This window comes from Actomonas spartinae, from assembly GCF_051209155.1.
GTDB lineage: Bacteria > Verrucomicrobiota > Verrucomicrobiia > Opitutales > Opitutaceae > Actomonas.
In genome coordinates, this window is record NZ_JBPJGB010000003.1 from 441,694 (window position 1) to 465,360 (window position 23,667).

Genomic DNA, 23,667 nt, shown 5'->3' on the forward strand with positions numbered 1-23,667 from the left:
GGTTTCAGTCAACCAACGTCAGGTCCTGTCCGGCGGAGGCCTCAAGTCGGCCATACGCCGCCGCCACCGTTGCCTCGTCGGGCCCTTCGACGAGCAACCGCAGTTTGGGCTCCGTGCCCGAGTAGCGCACCAACAGCCGACCCGACTCACCGAGCTCGGACTCCAGTTGGCGCATCGTTGCGGTGATGGTCGCACACTGGTCGAGGGGCCGCTTTTCCGCCACCCGCAACGCACCCGCCTGCTGCGGGAACTTGCGCAGCCCCCGCCGCAATTCGCTGAGCGGCCTGCCCGTCCGATGCATGACGCGCAGCACCCGCAACGCGGCGCCGAGCCCGTCACCGGTCGGCCCAATTTCGTCGCAAATCACATGACCGCTGGACTCCCCACCCAGCCCCGCGTTTTCGGCGCGCATGCGTTCACTCACGTAACGATCGCCGACGTCGGTCCGCAGCACGCGCCCGCCGGCCGCTTTCACCGCCGCATCAACACCCAGGTTGCTTTGCACCGTCACCACCAGCAGCTCGTTCCGCAATTCTCCGTGTGCCAACGCATCGGTGGCGAGAATCGTGAGCAACTCGTCGCCGTCCAAAACCTCGCCCTGCTCGTCGCACATCACCACGCGGTCGCCATCCCCGTCGTGGGCGATGCCCAGACGCGCGTGATGCTCGCGAACAGCGCTGACCAAGGCCTGCGGATGTTCGCTGCCGAGCCCGGCGTTGATGTTCAGCCCGTCGGGCGAATCGCCCAATGCGATCACCTCCGCGCCCAGTTGGCGCAGCACCGCCGAACTCGTTTCCACCGTGGCGCCGTTCGCCGTATCGAGCGCGATGCGCCAGCCCGACAGCGCCCCCGCTGGCAACTGCTGCGCCAGGGCGGCGACATAGGCATCCTTCGCCGAGGCATCGCAGACCCCCTCCGCACTCGCTTCCGGCACCACCTCGGGCAGCGCCGCCTCGATCGCGAGTTCATCCGTATCCGTGAGCTTGATACCCTCGCGGCTGAAAAACTTGATACCGTTGTCCGCCGCCGGATTGTGCGAAGCCGTGATCATCACTCCCAACACCGCGTCACTCGCCGCAACCGCCCGCGAGACCGCCGGGGTCGGCAGCACGCCGAGGTTGATCGGGGTCAATCCCGCCGCCGTCAACCCGCGGGCCGCGGCGGCTTGGAGCGCTGCGCCCGACGCCCGCGTGTCGCGACCGATGAGCACCCGACCGGAACCACCCGCCCATCTTCCCGCGGCGGCTGCAAGACGCGCAAAAAACGCCGAATTCACCAGTGGACCTTCGACCGGTCCACGCACGCCATCGGTGCCGAAGTAACGTCGTTTCATCCGGCGAAAAACTCCTTGGTCGCCGCAATCTTGGCCCGCACGCCGCCGCCGAGCAGGCTGTCGCGGGCGATGGCCAGACCCTCGCGGGGGTTGTCCACCCGTCCCGTCGCCCACAGCGCCAAGCCGGCGTTCAGCGTGATCGTGTCGACCAGCCCCGCCGGCCCCCGCCCATCGAGCATCGCTTCGACCAACGCCACATTGTGCGCCACGTCGCCGCCCTGCAATTCGCTGAAGTCGCAAGGCTCCAGGCCAAAGTCGGCCGCTGTCCATTCGGTCGCCACATCGCGCAATCGACCCACGCCCCGCACGATGTTGCGCGTGGCCGTGGTGACTTCGTCGATGCCCTTGCCTTCGTCGATCACGCCATGGGCGACCAACCCGGCCGTCGCGTCCAGGCGATCGAGCACGTCGGCCATGCGTTCCACCCACGGTTGGGCGAAAACACCGAGGATGATGTGGGCCGGACGGCCCGGATTGATCGTGGGACCGAGAATGTTGAACACCGTGCGCCGCCCCTGCGCCGCCAGCGCTTTGCGCACCGGCACGATGTGCTTGAAGGCCGGATGGTAGGCCGGCGCGAAAAAGAAACAGTAACCCAAGTCCGCCAGCGCCGCGTGCTGCTTTTCGGCCGAAGCATCGAGTTGCACGCCGAGTGCCGCGAGCAGGTCGGCGCTGCCGCAGGCGGAGGTGATGCCGCGGTTGCCGTGCTTCATCACCTTCACGCCCACCGCAGCCAGCGTCAGCACCACCATGCTGGAAATATTGAATCCGCCGGAGTGATCACCACCCGTGCCCACGATATCCACGGCCTCGGCGGCAAACTCCTGCACGCCCGGATCGACCGCCTTCGTCCGAAAAGCCCGCGCCAGGGCCGCGATCTCCGCGGCCGTCTCGCCTTTGTCGGACAACGCGACGAGAAACTCCGCCTTGGCTTCGGCGGCGACCGCCTCGGCGGCCAGCGCATCGGCCGCGGCCAACATTTGTTCGTCCGAAAGGTCCTGCGCGGCGCGCAGCTGCTGGGTCAACGGGGCGAGGTCAGACATGGGGCCCAAACCCAAGCGGAAAACCCCCGCGCGCAAAGCCTAATCTGGACAGCGCGCTCAGCTTGTGGAACCCACAAGCCCGTGCGTCTGCTTCGCTTCCTCTTTTCCTGCTGCCTCGCCGGCTCGCTTTTCGCGCAGACCGAGCCCGCCGCCGAACCCGCTTCGGCCAGCGGCTTGAGCACCACCGACGCGGTCATCCTCGGTGTCGTGGAGGGCATCACCGAATTTCTCCCCATTTCGTCGACCGGGCACCTCATCATCACCAACCACGCGCTCGGACTGGATGCCGAGGATCAACTCGTCGCGGCGGACGGCACCCTGCTGTGGGCGGAAGCCCCGTCGGCCGAAAACCCGACCGGCACTCCGCTCACCCTCAAACTCGCCGCCGACACCTACATCGTGGTCATTCAGGTCGGCGCGATCGCCGCCGTTGTGTTTATCTTCTGGCCCGCCCTTGCCGGTATCCTGCGCGGACTCGCCGGTCGCGACCGCGAAGGCCTGCTGCTCCTGCGTAACATCGCCCTCGCTTTCTTCCCGGTCGTGATCGTCGGCCTGGCCTTCGATGACTGGATCGATGCCAACCTCTTTTCCATCGGCACCGTCATCGCCGCGCTCGTGGTCGGCGCCGGATTCATGGTCTTCGCCGAACGCTGGCGCCAAACCCACCTTCCGCCCACCGCCACCGGCGCTCCCGAGAAACGCCCCTGCGACCTGACCCCGGCCCAAGCGGTGCAAATCGGCTGCGTCCAGTGCCTCGCCCTCTGGCCCGGCATGAGCCGCTCCATGGTTACGATGGTGGGCGGCTACTTCTGCGGACTCGCCCCCGCCCGCGCCGCGGAATTCAGCTTTCTCGTGGGTCTCCCGGTCCTTGGCGGCGCCGCCGTCTACAAGGGCTGGCAGGCCGGCCCGGCCATGGTGGCGGTCTTCGGCTGGACCGAAATGCTGGTCGGCGGGCTCGTCGCGGCCGTCGCGGCCGGAGCCGCCGTGCGGTTTCTTGTAGCTTATTTGCAGAAGTTTGGCCTCGGTGCCTTCGCCGTCTATCGAGTCGTGCTCGCGATCGTGCTGGCCATCTGGATGCTCGATTGAGAATCTGGCCAACTCCCTCAAATCCGCTGGGGTTAATCGCTTGACGCGCCTAAGCGCCGCTCTTTACTCCCTCGCCTTTGTCCTTCTTGAAAGGCTCGATTCTCGAGACCCGACAAACCTTTAAACACCGCCCGTCATGGCTCAACCGAAACGCAAACAGTCCAAACGCCGCAGCGCCCATCGTCGTGCTGCCAACGCTTTCAAGGCGCCTGAAGTCGCCTTCGATCCCACGGACGGCTCCGCCGTTCGTCCGCACCGCGTGAACCCGAACACGGGTATGTATCGCGGCCGCCAGGTGCTCGACGTCAACGTCTGAGCCCTCACCCCCAGCTCATGATCCGTCCGGCAATCCAAACGGATGGAAAATCACTCAGCTGATACCCGCCGCATCGCGCTCGACGCGATGGGCGGGGACATGGGCCCGGCCGAAGTGGTCGAGGCCTTGCAACTAGCTCTGCGGGAGTTTTCCGACCTCTGCCCCGTCACCATCGTGGGCAACGAGGCCGAACTGGAGCCCCTGCTCAAGCAGGCCAAGCTCCTCGACCATCCCAAGGTCGCGTTGCTGCATGCCGGCGAGGTCATCACCATGGCCGACGAGGTCATGACCGCGATCAAGCGCAAGCGCGACTCGTCCATGCTCAAGGCCATTGAGTTGGTGAAGGAGGGTGAAGCCCGCGCCCTCGTTTCGACGGGCAACACCAAGATCCTCGTCTCCGCCGGCACCCTCAAGCTGCGCACCCTCGCCGGCGTCGAGCGTCCCGCCCTCGCCCCCGTCATTCCGCGCGACGGTGGCCACTTCATTTTGATCGATGCCGGGGCCAATCCCGACGCCCGCCCCGGCCACCTCGTGCACAATGCCATCCTCGGCAGCCACTACGCGCGAATGGAGCTCGGCGTCGAACGCCCTCGCGTCGGCCTGCTCACGATCGGCACCGAGGAGGGCAAGGGCAACGCCCTGATCAACGGCACCCATGAGAGCCTCAAGGCCATCGGCGATCTCGTGAACTACGTCGGCCCGGTTGAAGGTTTCCAGGTCTTCTTCGATCACGTCGACGTCATCGTTTGCGATGGCTTCACCGGTAACATTTGCCTCAAGAGCTGGGAATCGCTCTCCAAGTTTTTCCGCAACGAACTCAAAGCGCAGATGCTCTCCACGCCGGTGCGCCGTCTCGGCGGTTTCCTCGCCAAGGGCGCCTTCACCGGCTTGCGGCACCGCATCCAACCCGAGCGCTATGGCGGCGCCCCGCTGCTCGGCCTGCGCGGCACCGTCCTCAAGGCCCACGGTTCGGCCAACCGCTACGCGCTCATGAACGCCATCGGCGACGCCAGCGAGTTCATCCGCGTGGACTTCACCAGTCGCATTGAGAGCGACATCGAACGCGCCAACAAAATCCTGCGGCCCGAGCCGGTCGACACGACGAACCTCTGAGGCACGGACGCACTTTTCATGGCCGACACCACCTTCGCCATTTTGGGCACCGGTTCCTACGCGCCCCAGCGCGTGATGACGAACGAAGACCTCGCCGAGCTGGTCGATACCTCGGATGATTGGATCATCTCCCGCACCGGGATCAAAGAGCGCCACATCGCCGCCGAGGGCGAAATGACCTCCGACCTGGCCGCCGCCGCGGCCCGCGCCGCCATAGCCGATGCTGGCATCGCCATCGATCAGGTCGACCTCATCATCGTGGCCACCGTCACCGGTGACATGCCCATGCCGGCCACCGCCTGCATCGTGCAGGCCAAACTCGGCGCCCGGCCCGATGCCGCCTGCTTCGACGTGCAGGCCGCCTGCTCCGGTTTCATCTACGCCTTGGATACCGCTTGGGCGATGCTGCAGTCCGGCCGTTACCGCCACGCCATCGTGATCGGCGCCGAAAAACTTTCCTCCGTGCTCGATTGGTCCGATCGCACGACCTGCGTGCTTTTTGGCGATGCCGCCGGTGCGGTGGTCATTGGCCCCCGGCCCGAAGGGGCGACCGCCGAGATTCAGGGCGCCCGTCTCTATTCCGAGGGTGGCAACACCGAGCTGCTCTGCATCCCGGGCGGCGGTTCCAACCACCCCACCCCCGGCACGGACGATCCGCCCCGCCACATCCAGATGCGCGGCCGGGAGGTCTTCAAATTCGCCGTGCGCGAAATGGAGGACGCGGCCCGCGACATCTTGGAACAACACGGCGTCGAAGCGGACGAAGTGAGCTGCGTCATCCCGCACCAGGCCAACCTGCGCATCATCGACGCCATCGCCCAATATCTCGAAATCCCCGTCGACCGTTTTTTTGTGAACCTCGACCGCTACGGCAACACCTCCGCCGCCTCCATTCCCCTCGCTCTCGACGAAGCGCGTCGAGTGGGTCGGATCAAGCCGGGGGACCTCACCCTGCTCGTCGCCTTTGGGGCGGGCTTGACCTACGGTAGCGCGCTGGTTCGCTGGTAATCCTTTCAAATGCTCCACCTTTCGATGCGTCGTTTCAGCGCCCTCTCCCTTTTCGCCCTCTTCCTTGCACTGTCCGCCGGCATTCGCGCCGAGCTCGTCTGGACGCCCGGCGAGGGCTGGAGCATCGAAGGCGGAGCCCTCTCCGGCCTGGTCGGCGCCGACGCCCGCAACGCGCTCGACGTGATGAATCGGGCCCGTGCCGCCGAGGAAGCCGGCAACACCCGCAGCGCCCTGCGCGGCTACAAGCGCGTCACCAAGAACTACCCCAACTCGATCTACGCGCCCGAGGCCAACTATCGCACCGCCCACGTCTATCTCGCGCGGCGTCAGCTCTACAAGGCCTTCGAAACCTTCCAGCAGATCATGACCCGCTACCCCAACAGCGATCGGTTCAATGAAGTGCTGGGCGAACAATATCGCATCGCCACCCGCCTCATGGAAGGCGAGCGCAACTACCACTGGGGCTGGCTGCCCAGCCTGCGCAGCCGCGAGCGCGCGATCGCCTACTTCGAGTGGGTCGTCGCGAATGCCCCCTACAGTGACTACGCGCCGCTGGCGCTCATGAACGTGGCTAAGCTGCACCGTCGGCTCAACAACACCGCCTTCGCCATCGATGCACTCGACCGTCTGATCAACAACTACGGCCAGAGCCTGCTCGCCCCCGACGCCTACCTCGAACTGGCCAAGACCCACGCCTCGCTGGTCGATGGCCCGAACTACGACCAGGAATCCACCCGCGAAGCCATCACCTACTTCGAAGACTTCATGATCCTCTTCGCCGAGGACGAGGGACTGCCGGAAGCCCAGGAAGGCCTCGACGAGGTGAAGACCATTTTCGCCGAGAGCAAAATGGTGCTGGGCAACTACTACTTCAAATACCGGAAGAACTACAAAGGCGCCCGCGTCTTCTACAACGAAGCCATCACCGCTTTCCCGGGCTCCGAGGTCGCCGAACGCGCTCGCGCCAGACTCGACGTGATCGACGCCATCGAGGCCGAGCAAGAAGCGGTCGCCAACGGCGAGCCCGCCACCGCCCCGACCAAGCGCAAGAAGTTCCTCGGTCTCTTTTGATCGTCGGACGCCGTCATTGCCTCGCCATGGTTCGCCAACCCTCCCGGCTCCAACCTTTGGCGAAACTCCTCGGCCTGCTGGTCGTCTTGCTGGTCTGGGCCGGTTGCGCGAACTATCAACTCGGCACTCAGGCGCAGCCCCTCGGGTTCACCAGCCTCTACGTCGCTCCGGTCAAAAACGACGCCGCCGTGCCGCAAGCCGTCGCGCTCGTCACCCGCGAGCTGCGCACCGCCCTGCTCCGCGACGGCCGTGTCACCCTCGCCGACGACGAAGCCTCGGCCGACGCCGTGCTGACGGTCGAACTCAACGACTACGGCCGGACCTTCACCGCCGTGCAGCCGACCGACACCGCGCTCGCCCGCAAGTTTGACCTCGCCCTCGGCGCCCGTTGCAGCCTCGTCAATCAGCGCACCGGCCAAGCCCTTTTTGAAAACCGCACCGTGCGGGTGACGCGGCAGATCTACGTCGATGAAGGCCAGAACCCGGCCGAATACCAGGCCCTGCCGCACCTCGCCGATCAACTCGCCGACTGGGTCGCGCACGCGGTGCTCGACGTCTGGTGATTCCCCCTTTCGACTCGGCGCAGTGAAGCTCGCTCCTGTTCTCGCGCCCTCCCTCCTCGCCGGCGATCACGCCGCCCTCGGTGAAAGTGCCGAAGTTGTCCCGGCCCACGGCCTCGACTGGTTGCACGTCGATATCATGGACGCGCACTTTGTGCCCAACCTGACCTTCGGACCCGAGGTCGTCGCCGCTCTGCGCCGCCGTCCCAAGTTAAAGGACACCTTCTTCGACACCCACCTCATGCTCGACGAGCCGCACCGCTACGTCGAAGCCTTCGCCAAGGCCGGCTCGAACCAAATTACGGTTCACATCGAGCCCGACTACGATCACGCCGCCACCCTCCGTCACATCCGCGAACTCGGCTGCAAATGCGGCATCGTGCTCAACCCCGATACGCCCGCCACCGCCGTCGAACACCTCCTGGATCAAGTCGACATCGTGCTGGTGATGACCGTGCAACCCGGCTTCGGCGGCCAGAGTTTCCGCACCGCGATGATGCCCAAACTCGAGCAAATCGACGCCTGGCGCCAGGAACGCGGCCTGAACTTCCGCCTCGAAGTCGACGGCGGCGTCGACCTCGCCACCGGCCCCCTTTGCCGCGCCGCCGGTGCCGACACCTTCGTCGCCGGCACCGCCTTCTTCAAAGCCCAAGACCGCGCCGCCTTCGCCGCCGCCGTGGCCGGATGGTGAGCCCTTGGCGAACGCTGTTTGCCTACTCGAGCGGCCCTGGCCACTACGCCACGGTTGGGTCTCGGATCGCCGCGGGCGTGCTGGACCTCATCCCCTTTCTTCCGCTGGCCGCCGTCGGCCTTTTCTTTCAAGACGCGTGGAAAGATCGGGCTTGGGTTTGGCTGTGGTCGGGCGGGATCCTTGCACTCCACAGCGCCTATTTCGTCGTGTTTCACGCTCGTTGGGGCGCCACCCCTGGCAAAGCCTTGCTTAAATGCCGACTGGTAGGTCGCGACGGCAACTCATGCCCGACTCTCCGACAAGCAATCATCCGGGAAGTCCCGTGGATCACCTTGGGAGTCGTCAGTCTGCTGGGATTGCCCTCCCCTTGGAATGCCATCGATTTTGCGTGGTTCGGCGCCTGCTTGGTCTGCATGCTGGTTGATCCCCGCCGGCGAAACCTAGATGACATCGCCGCAGGCCTGACGCTGATTCAAGTTGAGCGGACGGCGAGCGCAGCGCCCACTCCCACCGCCACCCTACGCGGGCTACGGGACGCCTTGCCGTTGCGCCGCACTGCTGCCGCCGGTCTGAATTTACTCCTCATACTGGGTGTAAAGTTCGGTCTCCTGCAGTGGCAAAATCCGGGAACCCCCATCGACGCAACGCTTACCGGGTCTGCCTGGCAGGCGGGACTGGCGGGCTTGATCTCGTTCTGGCTGCTTTGCGGGATGGCTGGTCGGAGTCCAGGCGCCATGCTGCTCGGAATCGTTACGCTGGACCGCGACGATCGAGCACTGGCAATGCTACCGAGCCTCTTGCGATCACTGCCATTTTTACTTTTCGCCCTCTACGTTGGATTCATACGACAGTTCGATCCCGGGATGGTCGCTCAACTCACGTTCAGTGCCCTGTGGTGTTTTCTCGCCGCCAATGGCGTGGTCTTCACCCTCACCGGACGATCACTGTTGGATCGAATGATGAAGGTGCGGGTGATGGAGCAGGCGAACCCGCTTGATTACAGGTAAGCGCCATTTGCGGCGGTCAGGATTCCACCCTGCTCGCGCCGGCTGCACGTCGCCGCCGCCAGATCACGAAACCGAACACCGCCGCACCAGCCATCGCCGCGTAGGTGCCTGGTTCAGGCACGGCCGAGAGCGAGGGGTTGAGCTCGATCGAGCCGATGCTGCCGTAGGTCCCGAGGAAGGCTTCGGAGGCCGCGAATTCATAGATCAGCTGCACCGTGCCGTTGTAGGTTCCATTCGCCTGCACCGCGGGATTCTGCGCGACCGCGCTGTCGATGATTCCGGTGATCACGTCAAACTCGGTGTGCACGAAGATGGCCCCGGTGCTGGGAGAAGCCGCATCCGAGAGAAAATAGGTGGTCGTGACCAAGGCCAGGTTCACGTCTTGAATCCCGGAGGACAGCACCGGGTCGATTGTCTCGCCGAAGGACGAGGTGTGAAAGTTGGTGTCCCCCGCACCGATGGTAGCGAACCCCGGATTAAAGAGGATCGTGTTACCAAAGGTCTCCACGTTGACATCCAGGATGGTTTGGGCGCCGAACTGGTTGGCTGGAGTCGTCCCGGTGATGTCGGAACCGCGGGCGTCCCCGGCCAGCGTCAGGCTGAAAGCCGAATAGACGATCTGCAGTGAGTTCACGGTGCCCCAACTCTCCGGGAGCAAGTGAAAATAATAATCCTGCTCGCGCGAGACCTCCGCTTGCGGCGATCCCGCCGCGGTGTGGTCCGTATCCAAGGCTTGGAGACTGTCGGAAAGGTTGATCGTGCTGGTGGCCCGAACCATCACCTGGCCTCGTAAGCTGTGGTCGCCCATGAGGGACCATGAAACGAGCATGAAAAGAAGGACGGAATGACGCATGTGGGATGAGGCTGGAGAAGGTGAGCCACGATTCGATGCCCCCCTGGCAGGGTGAGCCGAATGTGACGCCGCCACCCTAACCGCAGCGGCCCGCGGCAACCATCCCCCGAACGGGTGAGATCGCCCCGTCATTCGACGGCGTCAACGCGACAGCGCGCCCACCGCATCCCGTCCCATCGTATCTATTTCCACAATACGACTATGATTACTCTGCCGTCCACTTGAACAGCGTGGTGCTCAGCGGCGGAATCGTGAGCGCGAGACTTTGCGCGCAGCCGTCGGCTTCGACCGGATCGGCATGCACTTCGCCGCCGTTGCCAAGGCCGCTGCCGCCGTAGTATTCGCTGTTGGTGTTGAGCACTTCGACCCAACGGCCGCCGCGCGGCACGCCGATACGATAATCTTTGCGCGTGAGCGGCGTGAAATGGCCCACCGCCAGGAACAGCGTTTTTTCGTCGGCATCGGACCGCAGATAGGAGATGATACTCGCCTCGGTGTCGTGGGCCGCAATCCAACGGAAACCCGCCGGATCGAGGTCACGCGAGTGCAGCGCCGGTTCGTTTTGGTAAAGGTGATTCAGGTCACGCACCAACAAGCGAATGCCTTCGTGGTCCAGGTATTGGCACAGATGCCAATCGAGCGAACCCGCGTATTGCCACTCGTGCGACTGACCGAACTCGCAGCCCATGAAGAGACACTTCTTGCCCGGCCAGGCCCACATGTGCGCGTAGAGCGCCCGCAGGTTGGCGGCCTTCTCCGGGATGTGCCATGCGCCCATCTTGTAGAGCATGGAGTTTTTCCCGTGCACCACTTCGTCGTGGGAGAAGACGGTGATGAAGTTCTCCGACCACTGATAGAGCGCGCCGAAGGTCAGGTCGTTTTGGTGCCACTTGCGATGAATGGGATCCTTCTCGAAGTAGCGCAGGGTGTCGTGCATCCACCCCATGTTCCACTTGAAGTCGAATCCGACGCCGCCTTCGGCCACCGGCTTGCTGATGCCGGCAAACGCAGTCGACTCCTCGGCGATCATCAGCACGCCAGGGTAGTAGTCGTGCACCAGACGATTGGTTTCGCGCAGGAACTCGATCGCTTCGAGGTTTTCGCGGCCGCCGTATTGGTTGGGAATCCACTCCCCGTCGTTGCGCGAATAATCGAGGTAGAGCATCGAGGCCACCGCGTCGACCCGCAGGCCGTCGATATGATAGCGGTCGAGCCACGCCAGCGCGTTGGCGACGAGGAAGCAGCGCACTTCGTGGCGACCGTAGTTGAAGATCAAGGTGCCCCAATCCATGTGCGCTCCCTGGCGCGGATCGGCGTGCTCGTAGAGGTGCGTGCCGTCGAACTCCGCCAGCGCAAAACTGTCGCGCGGAAAATGTGCCGGCACCCAATCGAGGATGATGCCGAGCCCGCGTTGGTGCAGATGGTCGACGAAGAACGCAAAATCATCCGGGGTGCCGAAACGGTGCGTCGGCGCGTAAAAACCCGTGACCTGATACCCCCACGAACCCTCGAACGGGTGCTCCGCCAGCGGCATCACCTCAATGTGCGTGAAGCCCATCTCGATCGCGTAGTCGGCCAGCATCGGCGCGAGCTCCCGGTAGTTGAACGGCCGCCCGCCGTCCTCGACCTGCCGCTTCCAGGAACCGAGGTGCACCTCGTAAATCGAAATCGGGCGATCCAGCTGATCCTTCTGCGCGGCGCGACGGGTCATCCACTCCTCGTCGCCCCAGTCATGATTGCGTGCGTTGTGCACAATCGAGGCATTGCCGGGCGGCGCCTCAAAATAGGTGCCGTAGGGATCGGTCTTCAGGTGAACATTCCCGCGCTGATCCAAGAGCTCGAACTTGTAGAGTTCGCCTTCACTCAGTCCGGGAATGAAGAGCTCCCATACGCCCGACGCACCCAGCGGTCGCATCGGGAAAAAGCGGCCGTCCCAGTGGTTGAAGTTGCCGACCACCGACACGCGTCGCGCGCTCGGCGCCCACACCGCGAACGACACCCCCGCCACCCCGTCGACTTCGCGCAGATGCGCGCCGAGCTTCGTGTAAATGCGGTGCTCCGTGCCTTCGTTGAACAGATACAGGTCCTGTTCACCCAGCGTCGGCAGGAAGCTGTAGGGATCGAAAAACTGCCGCATTTCGCCTGAGCCGTAGTGCGCCCGCAATTGGTAGCGGAAGACCTTGCGACGCCGCGGCAGGAACACCTCGAACAACCCGGTTTCTTCGAACCGCTCCATCGCATACGCCTTGTCGGTGTCGAGTTCAACCAGCTCACAAGCCGTCGCATCCCGCAGGAACGCCCGCCCCACCAGACCGGCGGTGCGACCCTTTTTCCCCAGGTGCAGACCCAACACGGAATGGGGCTGCGCTTCTTTGGCGTGCAGGAGGGAGTCGATTTGCTCGGTGGTCAAAGTCACGGTGGAACAGGTGGTTCGGAGAACGTTGGGGCGACATGCCCATGGCGTCGAGCCACGAGAGCAGGATTCCCGCCGAGCACCAGAAGTCGAAGTTTTCTCCAAGTCCTTCCCCGGCTTGCCTCCCCTTGGCGGCCCACCTTTGCTGCCCGACTGCCGATGCTGCCACGCTCCCGTATCCTTTCTTTCCTCACTTTCGCGATCAGCGTCGGCCTCGGCGGGTCTGCGCTGCCGGCGCAGACCCCGCTGGGGCCACCGCCGGGAATAGGGGCCGACCTCGCGACCGCCGAATTCGCAACTGGCGATGTGATTTACACGGGCAACGTGGTCGCGACCTTCGAAGATGTGCGCCTCACCGCCGACGAGATGCGTTGGAACCGCCGGACCAACGTCGTGACCGCGCGCGGCCGCGCCGTCGCCCAACAAGCCGGTCGCCGCATCCTCGCCGCCGAGATCACTTACGACGTCAAGACCCGGCACTACCGTGTAACCGACCTGCGCTTCGGGCAAAGTCCGCTCTATGTGTCCGGCGACCTGGCCGAAGGTTCTCCCGCAGAGATCCGCTTCACCAACGCCGTTGTCAGTTTCGGCGAGCCGCATCCGTGGTCGCCCACGCTCACCGCCGATACCCTCACCATTTTTCCGCATCGTGACCGTGTGCAGGCCTCGGGCGGTCGTATCGGACTCGGGTTCTTTCGCCCGTTCCCCTTGCCCAGCACCCCGCTGCCCACCGACATCCCCTACATTGACGACATCACTTTCGACGGCGGCTACACCGGCCGCTTAGGCCTGCACCTGCTCGTCGGCGCCAAAATCGCGGTCACCGACACGCCGTTCATGCTCGGAGCCGATGTCGGCTTCTACACCAAGCGCGGCGTTATGGCTGGTCCGACCTTCGGCTACCATACCCTCGGCGATGACGGACTCGGCGCGGTCGGCGACGTTTCGAGCGGCTACATCTACGACAACGGCGACCGCTTCACCGACATCCTGGGTGACCCCATTCCCGCCGATCGCGGCATGGTCACTTGGTCGCACCGCCAACGCTTTTCCGAAGCGCTCACTTTCAACGCCGAGCTCAACTATTGGAGCGACTCCGAAGTGCTGCGCGATTTCCGTCCCCGCACCTTCTTTCCCGTGCAGGTGCCCGATACCTTCGCCGAACTCACCCACGTCGGCGACAACGTGGTCAGCGGTCTCTTTTTGCGCGCGCAGGCCAATCCCTTTCACCGTGTGCGTGAGCGCCTGCCCGAGCTGACCTTTGACCTGCTACCCTCGCCGCTCTTTGCGGGCTGGTATGAAGAAGCCCACGCGGGCATCGCACTCCTGCGCGACGACCCGCCGACCGGTGGCGCCAGCCTGCGCTCCGACCGGTTTGATTTTTATTACGCCGCCACCCGCCCGTGGTCACCGCAGGAATGGCTCAGCATCAATCCGATCGTCGGCGCCCGCGTGACCCACTACAGCCGCACCACCGGGCCGCGCAGCGATTTCACCCGCGCGCTGGGCGAGTTCGGCCTCGATGCCGAGCTGCGGGCCAGCGCCGTCTTTGAATACAGCAACGAGCAATGGGGCATCAACGGCCTCCGCCATCTGGTGACCCCGCGCCTGTCCTGGCGTTACGTGCCCGAGGACCGCGACGGCACCCCCTACATCCCGCCGATCGACCGCCGCGTCTTTGACACCTACCTCGATCCGCTCGGCCTCGGCGCCCGCCGCCAGATCGACCAGCTCGGCGGCTTTCACACCCTGCGCCTCGCGCTCGATCAGCGCCTGCAAACCCGCGACGAAATCTACGGTTCGCGTGATCTGGCCCGCCTCAACCTCGCGCTCGATTCGCGCTTCGACGCCGGCCCCGGCGAACGCACCCTGTCCGATCTCCACACCGAGCTCCACCTCTCGCCTGCGCCTTTCCTCGACTTCGCCGTCTACCATCGGGTTTCCCCGGGCGACTGGACCATGCGCGAACTCAACACGGCCCTTACCCTGCGCAGCGCCGACCGGTGGAGCGTCCAGTTCGCCAATCACTATCTCCAGGGCGACATTCAGGAGTTCATCGCCGGCTTTTCCTATCGCCTCAATGAAGTCTGGGAGCCGTATACGCGCCACCACTACGATGCCCGCCGCGACCGCTTTGTGGAGCAGACCTACGGCGTGCGCCAAACCATCGCCAACCGCTGGATCGTGGGCTACGAACTCTCATTCTATGAGGGACCGCGTCGCGAGAGCGATTTCGGCTTCAACCTCGTGCTCGACGCCATCCGCTTCTGATCGGCCGTGAGTCGCGTCGACAACCAACGCCGCCTCTTCCTCGAACTCATCGGGGAACTGCGCCCCCACTGGCGGCGCGACCCAGCCCAACCCGCGCGCCTCGCCGATTGGCTGGCCCGCCACCGGGCCGGCAGCCGCGACCGGCGCCTGTATCGAGAACTTTGCTACACCGCCTGGCGGATCCTGCCATGGATCGAGGACGCCTCGGACGATCTGCTCGTTCGCCGCGTCGCCAGCCACGCCACCTCCGGCAAAGCCACCGCCCCATTCATCGAGGCCTTCGGCGATGCCGCGGAAACCGCCTCGCCGCCCGGGCCACCGGACCAATTGCTCCCGGCGTGGTTCGGCGAAGAATGCCCGCCCGCGCTCGCTCCGGATCAACGCGACATGCTGCTCAGCCGCGCCCCCCTGTGGATCCGCCTGCAAACCGATCGACCGGATCACGTGGCGACGGAGTTCGATCAACTCGGCATCAGCCACGCGCCTTCGCCCCTGCTGCCCGACGCGTGGCGGCTCGAAACCGATGCGCCCGCCCAAAACACCGCAGCTTTCCGTCGCGGCGAGTTTGAGATTCAGGACATCGGCTCGCAGGCCCTGCTCGCCAGCCTCGTGGAGCCACCGCGCGGGCATTGGCTCGATGCCTGCGCCGGTGCCGGCGGCAAGACCCTGCAACTCGCCCGCATGCTTGGGGCGAACGGTCGGGTGACCGCGCACGACCCGCGCGGCGCCGCCCTGCGGGAACTGGCGGAACGCGCCCGCCGCGCCGGTCTGCGGAATGTCGACATCGAACGCGTTCCGACCGGTCCCTACGACGGCGTATTAGTCGACGCCCCCTGCAGCGGCAGCGGCACCTGGCGCCGCGCGCCGCACCTGAAGTGGACCACCTCTCCGGCCACGATTGCCGCCGCCGCCGACCGCCAACGGGAAGTGCTGGCCAAATACGCCACCATGCTGCGCCCCGGCGGCACCTTGGTCTACGCCACGTGCTCGCTTTGCCGCAGCGAAAACGAGGCTGTGATCGAGGACTTCCTGCACCATCATTTGGAGTTCAAACCCGTGCCGATCCGGCCGCCCGGCCAGCCCGCCCCGGTCGCCACCGGTCGCTGGACCTTTTTGCCCGCCCAGCTCGACTCGGACGGGTATTTCGTCGCGGTCCTGCGACGCTGATCCGTCGCCGGATTTTTGTTGCGGCCCGACCCCCGCGCCCAAGCCTCGCGCCAACCGTGGTTCCCGATTCCGATTTACGCATCAAGTTGCCCGTCTTCGAGGGCCCGCTCGACTTGCTCCTCTTTCTCATCCGCAAGAACGAGCTGGATATCTACGACATCCCCATCGAGTCGGTGACCAAACAATACATCGAGGTGCTGCACTCCATGCAGGAGCTGAACCTCGAGATCGCCGGCGACTTCTTCGTCATGGCCGCCACCCTCATGGAGATCAAAAGCCGCATGCTGCTGCCGCGCGGCCAGGCCGCTGTCTCCACCGACGGCGATGACGACGATGCCATCGATCCACGCTGGGAACTCGTCCATCAACTGCTTCAATACAAGAAGTTCAAGGAGGCCGCGCACGAGCTCGATCGCCTGGTGGAATACCAACAGGGCCTGCTCGCGCGCCATGTTTCGAAACTCACGGTCCCGCAGGAAGATCGCCCGCTCAAACCGATCGATCGCGTCGACCTTTGGAATGCCTTCAACATGGTGCTGCGACGCCTCGCCGAGAAGCTGGTGGTGGGCGAAATCAAGGATGAGCAGGTCACCGTGGCCGACCAAATGGACATGCTGATCGAGAAGATCAAAACTGAGAAGTCCTTCGTCTTCACCTCTCTTTTCACCGGCCAGATCACCGTGCGCGTGCTGGTCGCGACCTTCCTCGCCGTGCTGGAACTCACGCGCATGAACAAGCTGCGTGTCCGCCAGACCGAAGCCTTTGCCGACATCCTCTGCGAAGCGCGGGAAGAAGAGCAAAAGCCACTTGAATCCCCTCCCGAAGCGGACACGGTGACCGCGTGAGTTCCTCCTCCGACCAACCGTCCCGTCCCTCCCGTCCGCAGCCTCAGGCCGGCCTGCTCGGCGTCGGTCTCGACAATCAGGACGGTCACAAACGCATCACCCGGGGCGACAAGTTTGTTCTCGTGGGCGGTTCGCAGGAAACCCATGAGCGCATGACGGAAACGACGCTCAAGACCTTCGAGGAGCTCAAACGGCGCGATAAACACCTCGAGACGGTCGACAAGCGCGAGCTCGCGGAAATCATTCACAAGTCCACGCCCCGCTAGGCGCTGGTCCCTGTTCGCGAAGATGCCCGCTCCCGCTCCGTCCCCCGCCTCAGCAAGCCACCGCGCTCCTTTCGCCTCGCCGATGCCCGCCCGGGAGGCCGATGGCGGACCCGTTTGGGTGCCGATTTGGCAGCCGGCGCTCGCCGCACTTGCCGCGATCGCCTCCGTCACTTTTGCTGTCCTGCTGTTCCTGAAACTTTAACGCTTCTCCCTTTATGTCCGCCAACATCGCAAACCTCGATTCCTCCACCTTCCAATCCACCGTCAGCGGCGAACAGCCCGTGCTCGTCGACTTCTGGGCCCCGTGGTGCGGCCCCTGCAAGGCCATCGCGCCCGTGCTCGAAGAGATCGCCACCGAACTCGATGGCAAACTTACCATCGCCAAGGTGAATGTGGATGAAAACGACACCATCTCCGCCGAGTTTGGCGTGCGCGCCATCCCCACCCTGCTCCTCTTCAAAGGTGGCAAGGTCGTGGAGCAGATCGTCGGCATGACCTCCAAGGACGCCCTCCTCGGCAAGGTGAACGCCCACCTCTGAGTCGCTGTTTAGCTTTCCCTTTTTCCCCCACGCGTCCCGCCAGCCGGGGCGCGTTTTTGTTTCTGGACGAGGGCCAGTCATCACGCTGTAGCCGGCGTCGGTGCCCCGGTGCCTGACTCCACGCCGAGTCCTCCGGGGGCACCGCCCCGGCTACAGTTTAAGGGACGCCACTCAGCCGGCCCGTTGGGTCACCAACGCGATGCTCAGCAGCAAAGCCATGAAGGCGACATGCTTGCCGGTGCGTCCCAGCAGCGAAATCAGCACCTTGGGATCGCGCGCACAGCGCAGCACCTGCGTCTGATGCAGGCCCTGCGTCAACGCATACAAACCCAGGATCGCCGCCTGCCAGAATTGCAGGACACCCAGCGCACCGAGCGCCACCACCGTCGTCACCATGATCGCGTGCCCCAGCATAAATTGAAACCGGGCGAACTCCGGCCCGAAACGCACCGCGGTCGTCAGCTTGCCCGCCGCTCGGTCGGTCGCGATGTCGCGATAATTGTTCACCACGAGAATGTTGGTCGCGAGCGCACCGATCCCCGCTCCGATCAACCAAGCCGGCAAACTGACCGAGCCCACCTGCACAAAGTAGGTCGCGGCCACCGCCACCAGGCCGAAGAAAACAAACACGAACACATCGCCCCAACCATGATACGCCAGCGGATAGGGGCCACCCGTGTAAGCAATACCGCAGGCAATCGACAGCACGCCGATCACCAGCAAAGGCCACCCGCCGAAATTCAACAGCGACAGGCCCACCGCAAACGCCGCTGCGAACACGCCGATCATGGCACGCTTCATCGTCGCCGGCGCGATCAATCCCGCCGCCACCGCCCGACGTGGTCCAACCCGCTCGGCGGTATCCGCGCCTTTCACGAAATCATAATAATCGTTGGCGTAGTTGGTGCCGATCTGGATGAGCAAGGCAAAGGCCAGGCAGATCCCCGCCGCCACTCCGTTGAGCCCGCCGTCGTGCCATGCCAGCGCCGAGGCCGCCATCACCGGCGCGATCGCGGCCGGCAGGGTGCGCGGTCGCGCCGCTTCCCACCACACCGCCGCCCCCGGCTTTGGCTTCGCTGTCATCGGATCACGATTTTGGTCCGCTTCCGGAACTGGGCCAAACGACGCCGGAAAAGCACCGACAGCAAGGGCGGGAAGAACGCCAATCCGGCCATCATCGCGCCCATGCGCGGACCGTTGCCAATGAAGACCGCCAAGATGGCAATGCCGCCCGCATAGGCGGTCAGAAACACCGCCGGGTTCGGCAGCACGATGTTGATCGCCCAGATCGCAAAAAAGCCGATCGCCGCCGCTTTGAACCCCACGACCGGAAACGCCAGACCCAGCAGGAAAAACAAGGGCGGCGACAGGGTGAAGCGCTCCTCGATCCGCACCATCTGCAGGATCACAGCGACCAACAGCAGCGCGCCCTGGGTTAAAAAGATGATCTGGCTCAGCGAAACGCCGGGCACCGCCACCACGGCTTCAACCACCGGCGGCACCAAGGTCATCACCGCGTAGCCGCCGGCCATCGCGCGCAGCAAGTCGATCCAGTTGCGACGGCGCACAAACTCCTCCCCGGCCCACACACTGTTGTCGCCCGGCAAGCGATCCCGATTGGGTCCGCCGTGGGCCTTGCGCTTACTGCGGCGGGAGCCGCCATCGGGACGCCCCAGTCGCAACCAGCTTCGCGGCATCCAAAGCAATGCCAGACCGAGAATTAGAAAAAGGATATCGCGCAACACAGGTGGTGAAAGGCGCCATTGCTAGCGCGCCCCTTTTCCCTGTCAAAGCCCCATCGCCCCTTCCGCGCCAAAAAGGCCAAGCGACCTCGCGCTTCGCTAGCGAATCGAGAAGCCGCGAAACTGCGCCACTCGCCGGTCGCGCACGCGTTCCACCTTGCGCACGTAACCGTGCATCCGATCGCGGATCTCCTCCACCAGCCCGTCAACCTCCGCCGCATCTCCCTCCACTTCCAGCAACACCCGCCCATCGGTGAGGTTTTGCACATAGCCGCATACCTCAAATTCCTTCGCAACCTGCAGCACGTTGTAGCGAAAGCCCACGCCCTGCACGCGTCCTGAAAAATGCACCGTTTCGTGGTGGGTTTCTGCCATAGGGAAAGTTGCCAAATTACGTGACACCAGAAGCTTTCGGCAATCCGCAAAATGGGCCCTCCCCCGCCGGTCCCACCGGCCGAGCCCGCGCGTGGCGCCCGCACCCGGATTTTATTTGCATTATAAGCCGACTCTCCCACGTTCGGCGACAGGTCCCTGACCACCACATCTAGAATGAGCGATTACAATTCCGACAGTCCCTCCGACAACGAATGGGACGAACGAGGCGAGTTGGCGTGGAATGAGTTTGATTGGGAGCAATACCTGCGCGAGCAGGACGAACTGATCCACCGCTACATCGGATTCTACGAACAACTCGAAGGCCGCCCGGAACGCCTCGACGAAGCCGCCCACCGCATGGGTTGGGACGAGGATAGCTGGAGCTCCGACAACGATTTTGAACCGCCCGCTTCCTTTGGCGAGGCGCCCACTCCGGCCGAAGCCCCCGGCAGCGGCGGCGAGCGTGAGACCGACCCCTACACCCTCCACAAGAACCCGGTCTTCATCGCGACCAAGGGCATTTTCCTGACCCTCGTGCGCCGCTGGGAACGCTGCGCCGACCGCTCCGAACGCGTCCCGCAGAGCCTCGCCCTCGCCTTCCACTCGGCCCTGCATCGCGCCGAGCAGCAGGCGATGTTCGCCATCTCTGCCCTCGATTTTGGCGACTACGCCATGGCCATCAGCCTGCTCAAGCGCGCCATGCGCGAGCTCAACGGCTGCTTCGCCCTGCTCGCTCAGCCGGAAGCCCCCAGCCGCGCCCTCGCCGACTACACCGCTGCCGCCACCCCGCGACTCTTCGACCTGCGGGAGATCTGGTTGCGCGTGATGAACGAGTGTCGCGAGGAACTCGAGCGCCCGTCCGACGAAGACGAGGACTGAGGCTGTTGATCGGCCTGTAGGCACCCCGCTCGCGGGCGCCGCCTTGCCTCAGGGCATCCGCAACAGCTGCAAGGCCGGCGCATAATCCGGCGCCGCCGCCAGGGCCCGCTGCGCGGCCGCTCGCGCCCCTACTCGATCGCCGCGCTGCCACAGCACCGTCGCGATCGCATACGGGTAGTCCGGCACCGTCGGCGCCACCGTCTCGGCCTGCCGCAACGCCACGAGGCCGTCCCCGATCTCCCCCGACTGGACCAATGCCAGCCCGAGATTATACCACGCACGGTCCAAGCCCGGCTCGCGCTCCACGGCGGCGCGCAGTGCTCGCTGGGCCTGTGGCATCAAGCCTGCCTCCGCGTAAGCGAGACCCGCCGTGAACATCGCCTCACCGTTGCCGCTCCGCAGTTGCGCCGCCCGATAAAACGCCGCCGCCGCTTCCGCCAAACGTCCCGCTGCCTGCAGCACCTGCGCATGCGCTTCGTGAATGCCCGGCGAGTAACGATCCCACTTGGCGGCGATCGCCATCTGCTCCCCCGCATCCTTCAGCCGGCCAGTGTTGGCATAAAATTGCCCCAAGCGCAGACGACCGGCGGGCTGATCCAACGAAAGCTCGAAATAGGCCCGCTGCTCCCGCGCCAAATCGCTCCCTGGCGACACCCGCTCCGGCAAGGCCCACGCCGCGTCCAACCGAACCAAACGCACCGGGTCATCCAACAGCGGCGCCACCGCCGCCTCCGCCTCGCGAGAGCCGGCCAGCATCTGAGCGGCGGACGCGCGCACCATTGGATCGCCATCTTGCGTGGCCGCCACCGCCACTTGGCGCACCGCTGAGCTCTCGGACGCGAACGGGGCCAACAACTGCAGGTAGGTCGCCCGCCACGCCGGAATGTCCTCATCACCCAACAGCGCGCGCAACTCCGCTTCCGCTTGCACTTCACCTGCCTGAGCGGCGTGCACCGCTCGGGCCCGCGCACGCTGTCTTGAATCCAGCTTATCGCCATACCAAGACTCGGCGTGCTTGACGGCCCAGTCCACCGTTTGGTCCGCGTGGCACGAGCTGCACGCGTTGGGAATGCCCAGCTCCTTGGTCAGCAGCGGATCGGGCTTCAACCAACCGTGATCATGCCGCGGTGCCCGCTGCATGTAATTCGTCGTCGGCATGTGACAGGACACGCATTGGTTGCCGGTCGAACCGAGCGGATGATGCGAATGCGCGGTCGGATCGATCACCGGCGTCCGCACCAGCGTCTGCGGCATCACCCGGCCCGGCGCGGAGTGACATTGCATGCAGAGCGCATTGTTCTCCACCGGCAATACCGTCTGCTGCGTATGCGGATCGTGGCAGTCCATGCAGGATACGCCCGCGTGATGCATGCGGCTGAGTTTCACCGAGGTCCAATTGAAGTCCTCGTCGCGCTGCTGACCGTCCGGCCAAAACACCCCCGCCTGCACCGGCAGCGTCAGTCGGAAGTGATCCTCGTAGAGCCCGCCCGGCGGAAACTCCGCCGTCAGGCTTTCGTTGCGGGCGTGGCAATAAGCGCAGGTCTGTTCCGCGCGTTGCCGATTCACGATCCACGCCGACGGCGCATCCAACGCAGGTGGCCCCTTGCCGTGGTCCGGCTCGACCGGACCATGACATTGCATGCATCCGATCCCCTGCTCCACCCAGGTCGAGGCGTAACGATCGGACAAGCCGTCATAGTTCTTCTGGAACCCGGTCATGTGGCAGTGGGCACACATCGAGTTCCAATTCATGCCGCGCCCGGTCCACTGCCCCCACTCTCCGGGTCTACGCCCCTCGTCACCAAAGACATTGAACCACTCCTCCCGGTCCGGATCCCACGCCAAATCTGTCGGTTGCAGACGCCCGTCACCGGTCGCGGTTTCCACCAACATCTGCCGGAGCGGCGCGTGACCGAGCACGCCTTTGATCGGCAACTCGCGCTCCCCCTCTTCGGTAGTCCAGCGCAGGTGCGGCAGGTCCGACTCCGTCGATACCGTAAACGTGGTTCCACCGTCCGCGACCGTTCGCGCCGGCATGAACGCAGCACCAAGCTCCGCCACCTCGATCGATTGATTCGCCAACGCATGGTCGGTGCCGTGCCAAGCTTCGAACTGTTCGGCATGACATTCCCGACATGAAACCGAAGTTTGTTTCGGCGCTTGGGACGGCAAACGTGCGACCGTCGCCGTCACCTTCGGATCAGCCGAAGATGCGACCTCGACCTCTGTCCTGCTGCACGCTCCCAGCGCCAGCACCAGCGCACCGCCTCCCCACCAAGCGAGAAGCAGTGCCGCCAAGGTTCGCCACACAACCCGACGCTCACGGCGGCGAAAACCTGGAGTAACGAAAGATCGGGGCACCGCCTCACCAAACCCACCGCGCCCCCGAACGTAAAGCGCCCAAACGAAGCTCAGCCCAGTCGAAGAGCTTTAAATAATCCTCAATTTCCCATTTTCCCTATTGATAATTTTTCGATCTATTTTTCGCTTTTAAGAAATTGGCTGCCCCGACCCCAAAATTTGATTTCTCCGTCCTGCGTCACCTCCGGCGCCAGCACAACCTCACCATCGCCGCCTTGTCGGAGGCATCCGGCGTGTCGGTGGCGGTGATTTCCAAACTGGAGCGCAACCAAACCACCGCCGCGCTCGATACCCTCTACAGCCTCGGGCGCGCCTTCGGTCTGAGCGCCACCGACCTGCTGGCGATGGCCGAATCCTCGCTTGCCCACCGCGCGAGCGAGAAATCGCACCGCTCCGGCGAGTTCAAGTTTCGCGAGATCCGCTACGCCAACGCCGTCGCCCTGCTCGGCGAAGCCCCGCGCGACGCCGCCGTTTCCCGCCCCGAGGTGCACCACGACGACACCGAGGTCTGCTGGGTGCTGCAAGGTGCCCTCCGCCTCCGCCTCCCCCACGAGTCCTTCGACCTGAGTGCCGGTCAAAGCATCCAATTCGACGCCATCCAGGAGCACACCTACGAGGCCCTCGACGACACCCGTTTCCTCATCCTCCACCTCCGCAAAGACAAACGCTACTGAACCAGTAAAAGTGTAACCCATTAGGTTACAAATTACCCTTAACCCCTTTTTTTC

At 64.5% G+C, this 23,667-nt stretch carries 23 protein-coding genes; 15 read left to right on the forward strand and 8 right to left on the reverse strand.

The annotated features are described in order from the left end of the window. Window positions 1–4: 4 nt before the first annotated feature. Window positions 5–1,333: a phosphoglucosamine mutase gene (gene glmM, locus AC0MRV_RS16780; RefSeq protein WP_472765654.1), complete on the reverse strand. Its 1,329-nt coding sequence runs from the start codon at window positions 1,331–1,333 to the stop codon at window positions 5–7. Continuing rightward, a complete protein-coding gene (gene trpD, locus AC0MRV_RS16785) occupies window positions 1,330–2,376 on the reverse strand; it encodes an anthranilate phosphoribosyltransferase (protein WP_472765655.1) in 1,047 nt (348 codons plus the stop codon). Before trpD ends, glmM begins: the two co-directional genes overlap by 4 nt. A gap of 81 nt (window positions 2,377–2,457) precedes the next feature. Here trpD and AC0MRV_RS16790 point away from each other — a divergent pair, with 81 nt between their 5' ends. The 8 genes from AC0MRV_RS16790 (at window position 2,458) to AC0MRV_RS16825 (ending at window position 9,228) form a co-directional block, all read left to right on the forward strand. Then, a complete protein-coding gene (locus AC0MRV_RS16790) occupies window positions 2,458–3,462 on the forward strand; it encodes an undecaprenyl-diphosphate phosphatase (RefSeq protein ID WP_472765656.1) in 1,005 nt (334 codons plus the stop codon). 136 nt (window positions 3,463–3,598) lie between these two features. Continuing rightward, a complete protein-coding gene (gene rpmF / locus AC0MRV_RS16795; protein ID WP_472765657.1) occupies window positions 3,599–3,778 on the forward strand; it encodes a 50S ribosomal protein L32 in 180 nt (59 codons plus the stop codon). Window positions 3,779–3,820: 42 nt separating this feature from the next. After that, window positions 3,821–4,891 carry a phosphate acyltransferase PlsX gene (gene plsX / locus AC0MRV_RS16800; RefSeq protein WP_472765658.1) on the forward strand — a complete coding sequence of 357 codons (1,071 nt, stop codon included), beginning with the start codon at window positions 3,821–3,823 and terminating at the stop codon, window positions 4,889–4,891. Window positions 4,892–4,909: 18 nt separating this feature from the next. Continuing rightward, on the forward strand, window positions 4,910–5,899 hold the full coding sequence (locus AC0MRV_RS16805; protein ID WP_472765659.1) for a beta-ketoacyl-ACP synthase III: 990 nt from the start codon (window positions 4,910–4,912) through the stop codon (window positions 5,897–5,899). A 24-nt stretch (window positions 5,900–5,923) separates the two neighbouring features. Further along, window positions 5,924–6,970 carry a tetratricopeptide repeat protein gene (locus AC0MRV_RS16810; RefSeq protein WP_472765660.1) on the forward strand — a complete coding sequence of 349 codons (1,047 nt, stop codon included), beginning with the start codon at window positions 5,924–5,926 and terminating at the stop codon, window positions 6,968–6,970. Window positions 6,971–6,996: 26 nt separating this feature from the next. Continuing rightward, a complete protein-coding gene (gene lptE, locus AC0MRV_RS16815) occupies window positions 6,997–7,533 on the forward strand; it encodes an LPS assembly lipoprotein LptE (RefSeq protein WP_472765661.1) in 537 nt (178 codons plus the stop codon). A 22-nt stretch (window positions 7,534–7,555) separates the two neighbouring features. Next, window positions 7,556–8,221, forward strand: coding sequence for a ribulose-phosphate 3-epimerase (gene rpe, locus AC0MRV_RS16820; protein ID WP_472765662.1), 666 nt, complete (start codon window positions 7,556–7,558; stop codon window positions 8,219–8,221). After that, window positions 8,215–9,228 carry an RDD family protein gene (locus tag AC0MRV_RS16825; RefSeq protein WP_472765663.1) on the forward strand — a complete coding sequence of 338 codons (1,014 nt, stop codon included), beginning with the start codon at window positions 8,215–8,217 and terminating at the stop codon, window positions 9,226–9,228. The genes rpe and AC0MRV_RS16825 overlap by 7 nt, the downstream gene beginning before the upstream one ends. 16 nt (window positions 9,229–9,244) lie before the next feature. Here the strand turns inward: AC0MRV_RS16825 and AC0MRV_RS16830 are convergent, their stop codons facing one another. Both AC0MRV_RS16830 and glgB read right to left on the reverse strand, forming a co-directional pair. After that, on the reverse strand, window positions 9,245–10,057 hold the full coding sequence (locus AC0MRV_RS16830; RefSeq protein ID WP_472765664.1) for a PEP-CTERM sorting domain-containing protein: 813 nt from the start codon (window positions 10,055–10,057) through the stop codon (window positions 9,245–9,247). 229 nt (window positions 10,058–10,286) lie between these two features. After that, window positions 10,287–12,497: a 1,4-alpha-glucan branching protein GlgB gene (gene glgB / locus AC0MRV_RS16835; RefSeq protein ID WP_472765665.1), complete on the reverse strand. Its 2,211-nt coding sequence runs from the start codon at window positions 12,495–12,497 to the stop codon at window positions 10,287–10,289. Between the two features lie 156 nt (window positions 12,498–12,653). Between glgB and AC0MRV_RS16840 the strand changes: the two genes are divergently transcribed. The 5 genes from AC0MRV_RS16840 to trxA all read left to right on the forward strand — a co-directional run bounded on the left by AC0MRV_RS16840 (window position 12,654) and on the right by trxA (window position 17,582). Beyond that, a complete protein-coding gene (locus AC0MRV_RS16840; protein ID WP_472765666.1) occupies window positions 12,654–14,765 on the forward strand; it encodes an LPS-assembly protein LptD in 2,112 nt (703 codons plus the stop codon). 6 nt (window positions 14,766–14,771) lie between these two features. After that, window positions 14,772–15,932, forward strand: a complete 1,161-nt coding sequence (locus AC0MRV_RS16845) for an RsmB/NOP family class I SAM-dependent RNA methyltransferase (protein ID WP_472765667.1) — start codon at window positions 14,772–14,774, stop codon at window positions 15,930–15,932. 56 nt (window positions 15,933–15,988) lie between these two features. Further along, on the forward strand, window positions 15,989–16,777 hold the full coding sequence (locus AC0MRV_RS16850; protein WP_472765668.1) for a segregation and condensation protein A: 789 nt from the start codon (window positions 15,989–15,991) through the stop codon (window positions 16,775–16,777). After that, complete coding sequence (locus AC0MRV_RS16855; RefSeq protein WP_472765669.1) at window positions 16,774–17,043, forward strand: hypothetical protein; 270 nt, start codon at window positions 16,774–16,776, stop codon at window positions 17,041–17,043. Before AC0MRV_RS16850 ends, AC0MRV_RS16855 begins: the two co-directional genes overlap by 4 nt. A gap of 215 nt (window positions 17,044–17,258) precedes the next feature. Next, the gene (trxA, locus tag AC0MRV_RS16860) at window positions 17,259–17,582 is read left to right on the forward strand and encodes a thioredoxin (protein ID WP_472765670.1); all 324 of its coding nucleotides are present in this window, start codon (window positions 17,259–17,261) and stop codon (window positions 17,580–17,582) included. A gap of 171 nt (window positions 17,583–17,753) precedes the next feature. Here the strand turns inward: trxA and AC0MRV_RS16865 are convergent, their stop codons facing one another. The 3 genes from AC0MRV_RS16865 to AC0MRV_RS16875 all read right to left on the reverse strand — a co-directional run bounded on the left by AC0MRV_RS16865 (window position 17,754) and on the right by AC0MRV_RS16875 (window position 19,699). Next, window positions 17,754–18,665 (reverse strand): 1,4-dihydroxy-2-naphthoate polyprenyltransferase, encoded by a 912-nt coding sequence (locus AC0MRV_RS16865; RefSeq protein WP_472765671.1) that lies wholly within the window; start codon window positions 18,663–18,665, stop codon window positions 17,754–17,756. Then, window positions 18,662–19,324, reverse strand: a complete 663-nt coding sequence (locus tag AC0MRV_RS16870) for a hypothetical protein (RefSeq protein WP_472765672.1) — start codon at window positions 19,322–19,324, stop codon at window positions 18,662–18,664. Before AC0MRV_RS16870 ends, AC0MRV_RS16865 begins: the two co-directional genes overlap by 4 nt. Window positions 19,325–19,423: 99 nt before the next feature. Continuing rightward, a complete protein-coding gene (locus AC0MRV_RS16875) occupies window positions 19,424–19,699 on the reverse strand; it encodes an acylphosphatase (protein ID WP_472765673.1) in 276 nt (91 codons plus the stop codon). Window positions 19,700–19,873: 174 nt separating this feature from the next. On the opposite strand from AC0MRV_RS16875, the gene AC0MRV_RS16880 reads away from it, so the two are divergent. After that, entirely contained in the window at window positions 19,874–20,578 is a 705-nt protein-coding gene (locus tag AC0MRV_RS16880) for a hypothetical protein (RefSeq protein WP_472765674.1), read from the forward strand. 48 nt (window positions 20,579–20,626) lie between these two features. Here AC0MRV_RS16880 and AC0MRV_RS16885 read toward each other — a convergent pair whose 3' ends face one another. Then, window positions 20,627–22,876: a multiheme c-type cytochrome gene (locus AC0MRV_RS16885; protein WP_472765675.1), complete on the reverse strand. Its 2,250-nt coding sequence runs from the start codon at window positions 22,874–22,876 to the stop codon at window positions 20,627–20,629. Between the two features lie 200 nt (window positions 22,877–23,076). Between AC0MRV_RS16885 and AC0MRV_RS16890 the strand changes: the two genes are divergently transcribed. Beyond that, entirely contained in the window at window positions 23,077–23,613 is a 537-nt protein-coding gene (locus AC0MRV_RS16890; protein WP_472765676.1) for a helix-turn-helix domain-containing protein, read from the forward strand. Window positions 23,614–23,667 lie beyond the last annotated feature (54 nt).

What these genes read in the sequence shown, in the direction of transcription:
- AC0MRV_RS16875 (WP_472765673.1), bottom strand. Translation starts at nt 19,699, where the DNA reads ATGGCAGAAACCCACCACGAAACGGTGCATTTTTCAGGACGCGTGCAG.
- plsX (WP_472765658.1), top strand. Translation starts at nt 3,821, where the DNA reads ATGGAAAATCACTCAGCTGATACCCGCCGCATCGCGCTCGACGCGATG.
- AC0MRV_RS16810 (WP_472765660.1), top strand. Translation starts at nt 5,924, where the DNA reads ATGCGTCGTTTCAGCGCCCTCTCCCTTTTCGCCCTCTTCCTTGCACTG.
- lptE (WP_472765661.1), top strand. Translation starts at nt 6,997, where the DNA reads ATGGTTCGCCAACCCTCCCGGCTCCAACCTTTGGCGAAACTCCTCGGC.
- AC0MRV_RS16840 (WP_472765666.1), top strand. Translation starts at nt 12,654, where the DNA reads ATGCTGCCACGCTCCCGTATCCTTTCTTTCCTCACTTTCGCGATCAGC.
- rpmF (WP_472765657.1), top strand. Translation starts at nt 3,599, where the DNA reads ATGGCTCAACCGAAACGCAAACAGTCCAAACGCCGCAGCGCCCATCGT.
- glmM (WP_472765654.1), bottom strand. Translation starts at nt 1,333, where the DNA reads ATGAAACGACGTTACTTCGGCACCGATGGCGTGCGTGGACCGGTCGAA.
- trpD (WP_472765655.1), bottom strand. Translation starts at nt 2,376, where the DNA reads ATGTCTGACCTCGCCCCGTTGACCCAGCAGCTGCGCGCCGCGCAGGAC.
- trxA (WP_472765670.1), top strand. Translation starts at nt 17,259, where the DNA reads ATGTCCGCCAACATCGCAAACCTCGATTCCTCCACCTTCCAATCCACC.
- AC0MRV_RS16825 (WP_472765663.1), top strand. Translation starts at nt 8,215, where the DNA reads ATGGTGAGCCCTTGGCGAACGCTGTTTGCCTACTCGAGCGGCCCTGGC.
- AC0MRV_RS16865 (WP_472765671.1), bottom strand. Translation starts at nt 18,665, where the DNA reads ATGACAGCGAAGCCAAAGCCGGGGGCGGCGGTGTGGTGGGAAGCGGCG.
- AC0MRV_RS16880 (WP_472765674.1), top strand. Translation starts at nt 19,874, where the DNA reads ATGAGCGATTACAATTCCGACAGTCCCTCCGACAACGAATGGGACGAA.
- AC0MRV_RS16805 (WP_472765659.1), top strand. Translation starts at nt 4,910, where the DNA reads ATGGCCGACACCACCTTCGCCATTTTGGGCACCGGTTCCTACGCGCCC.
- AC0MRV_RS16830 (WP_472765664.1), bottom strand. Translation starts at nt 10,057, where the DNA reads ATGCTCGTTTCATGGTCCCTCATGGGCGACCACAGCTTACGAGGCCAG.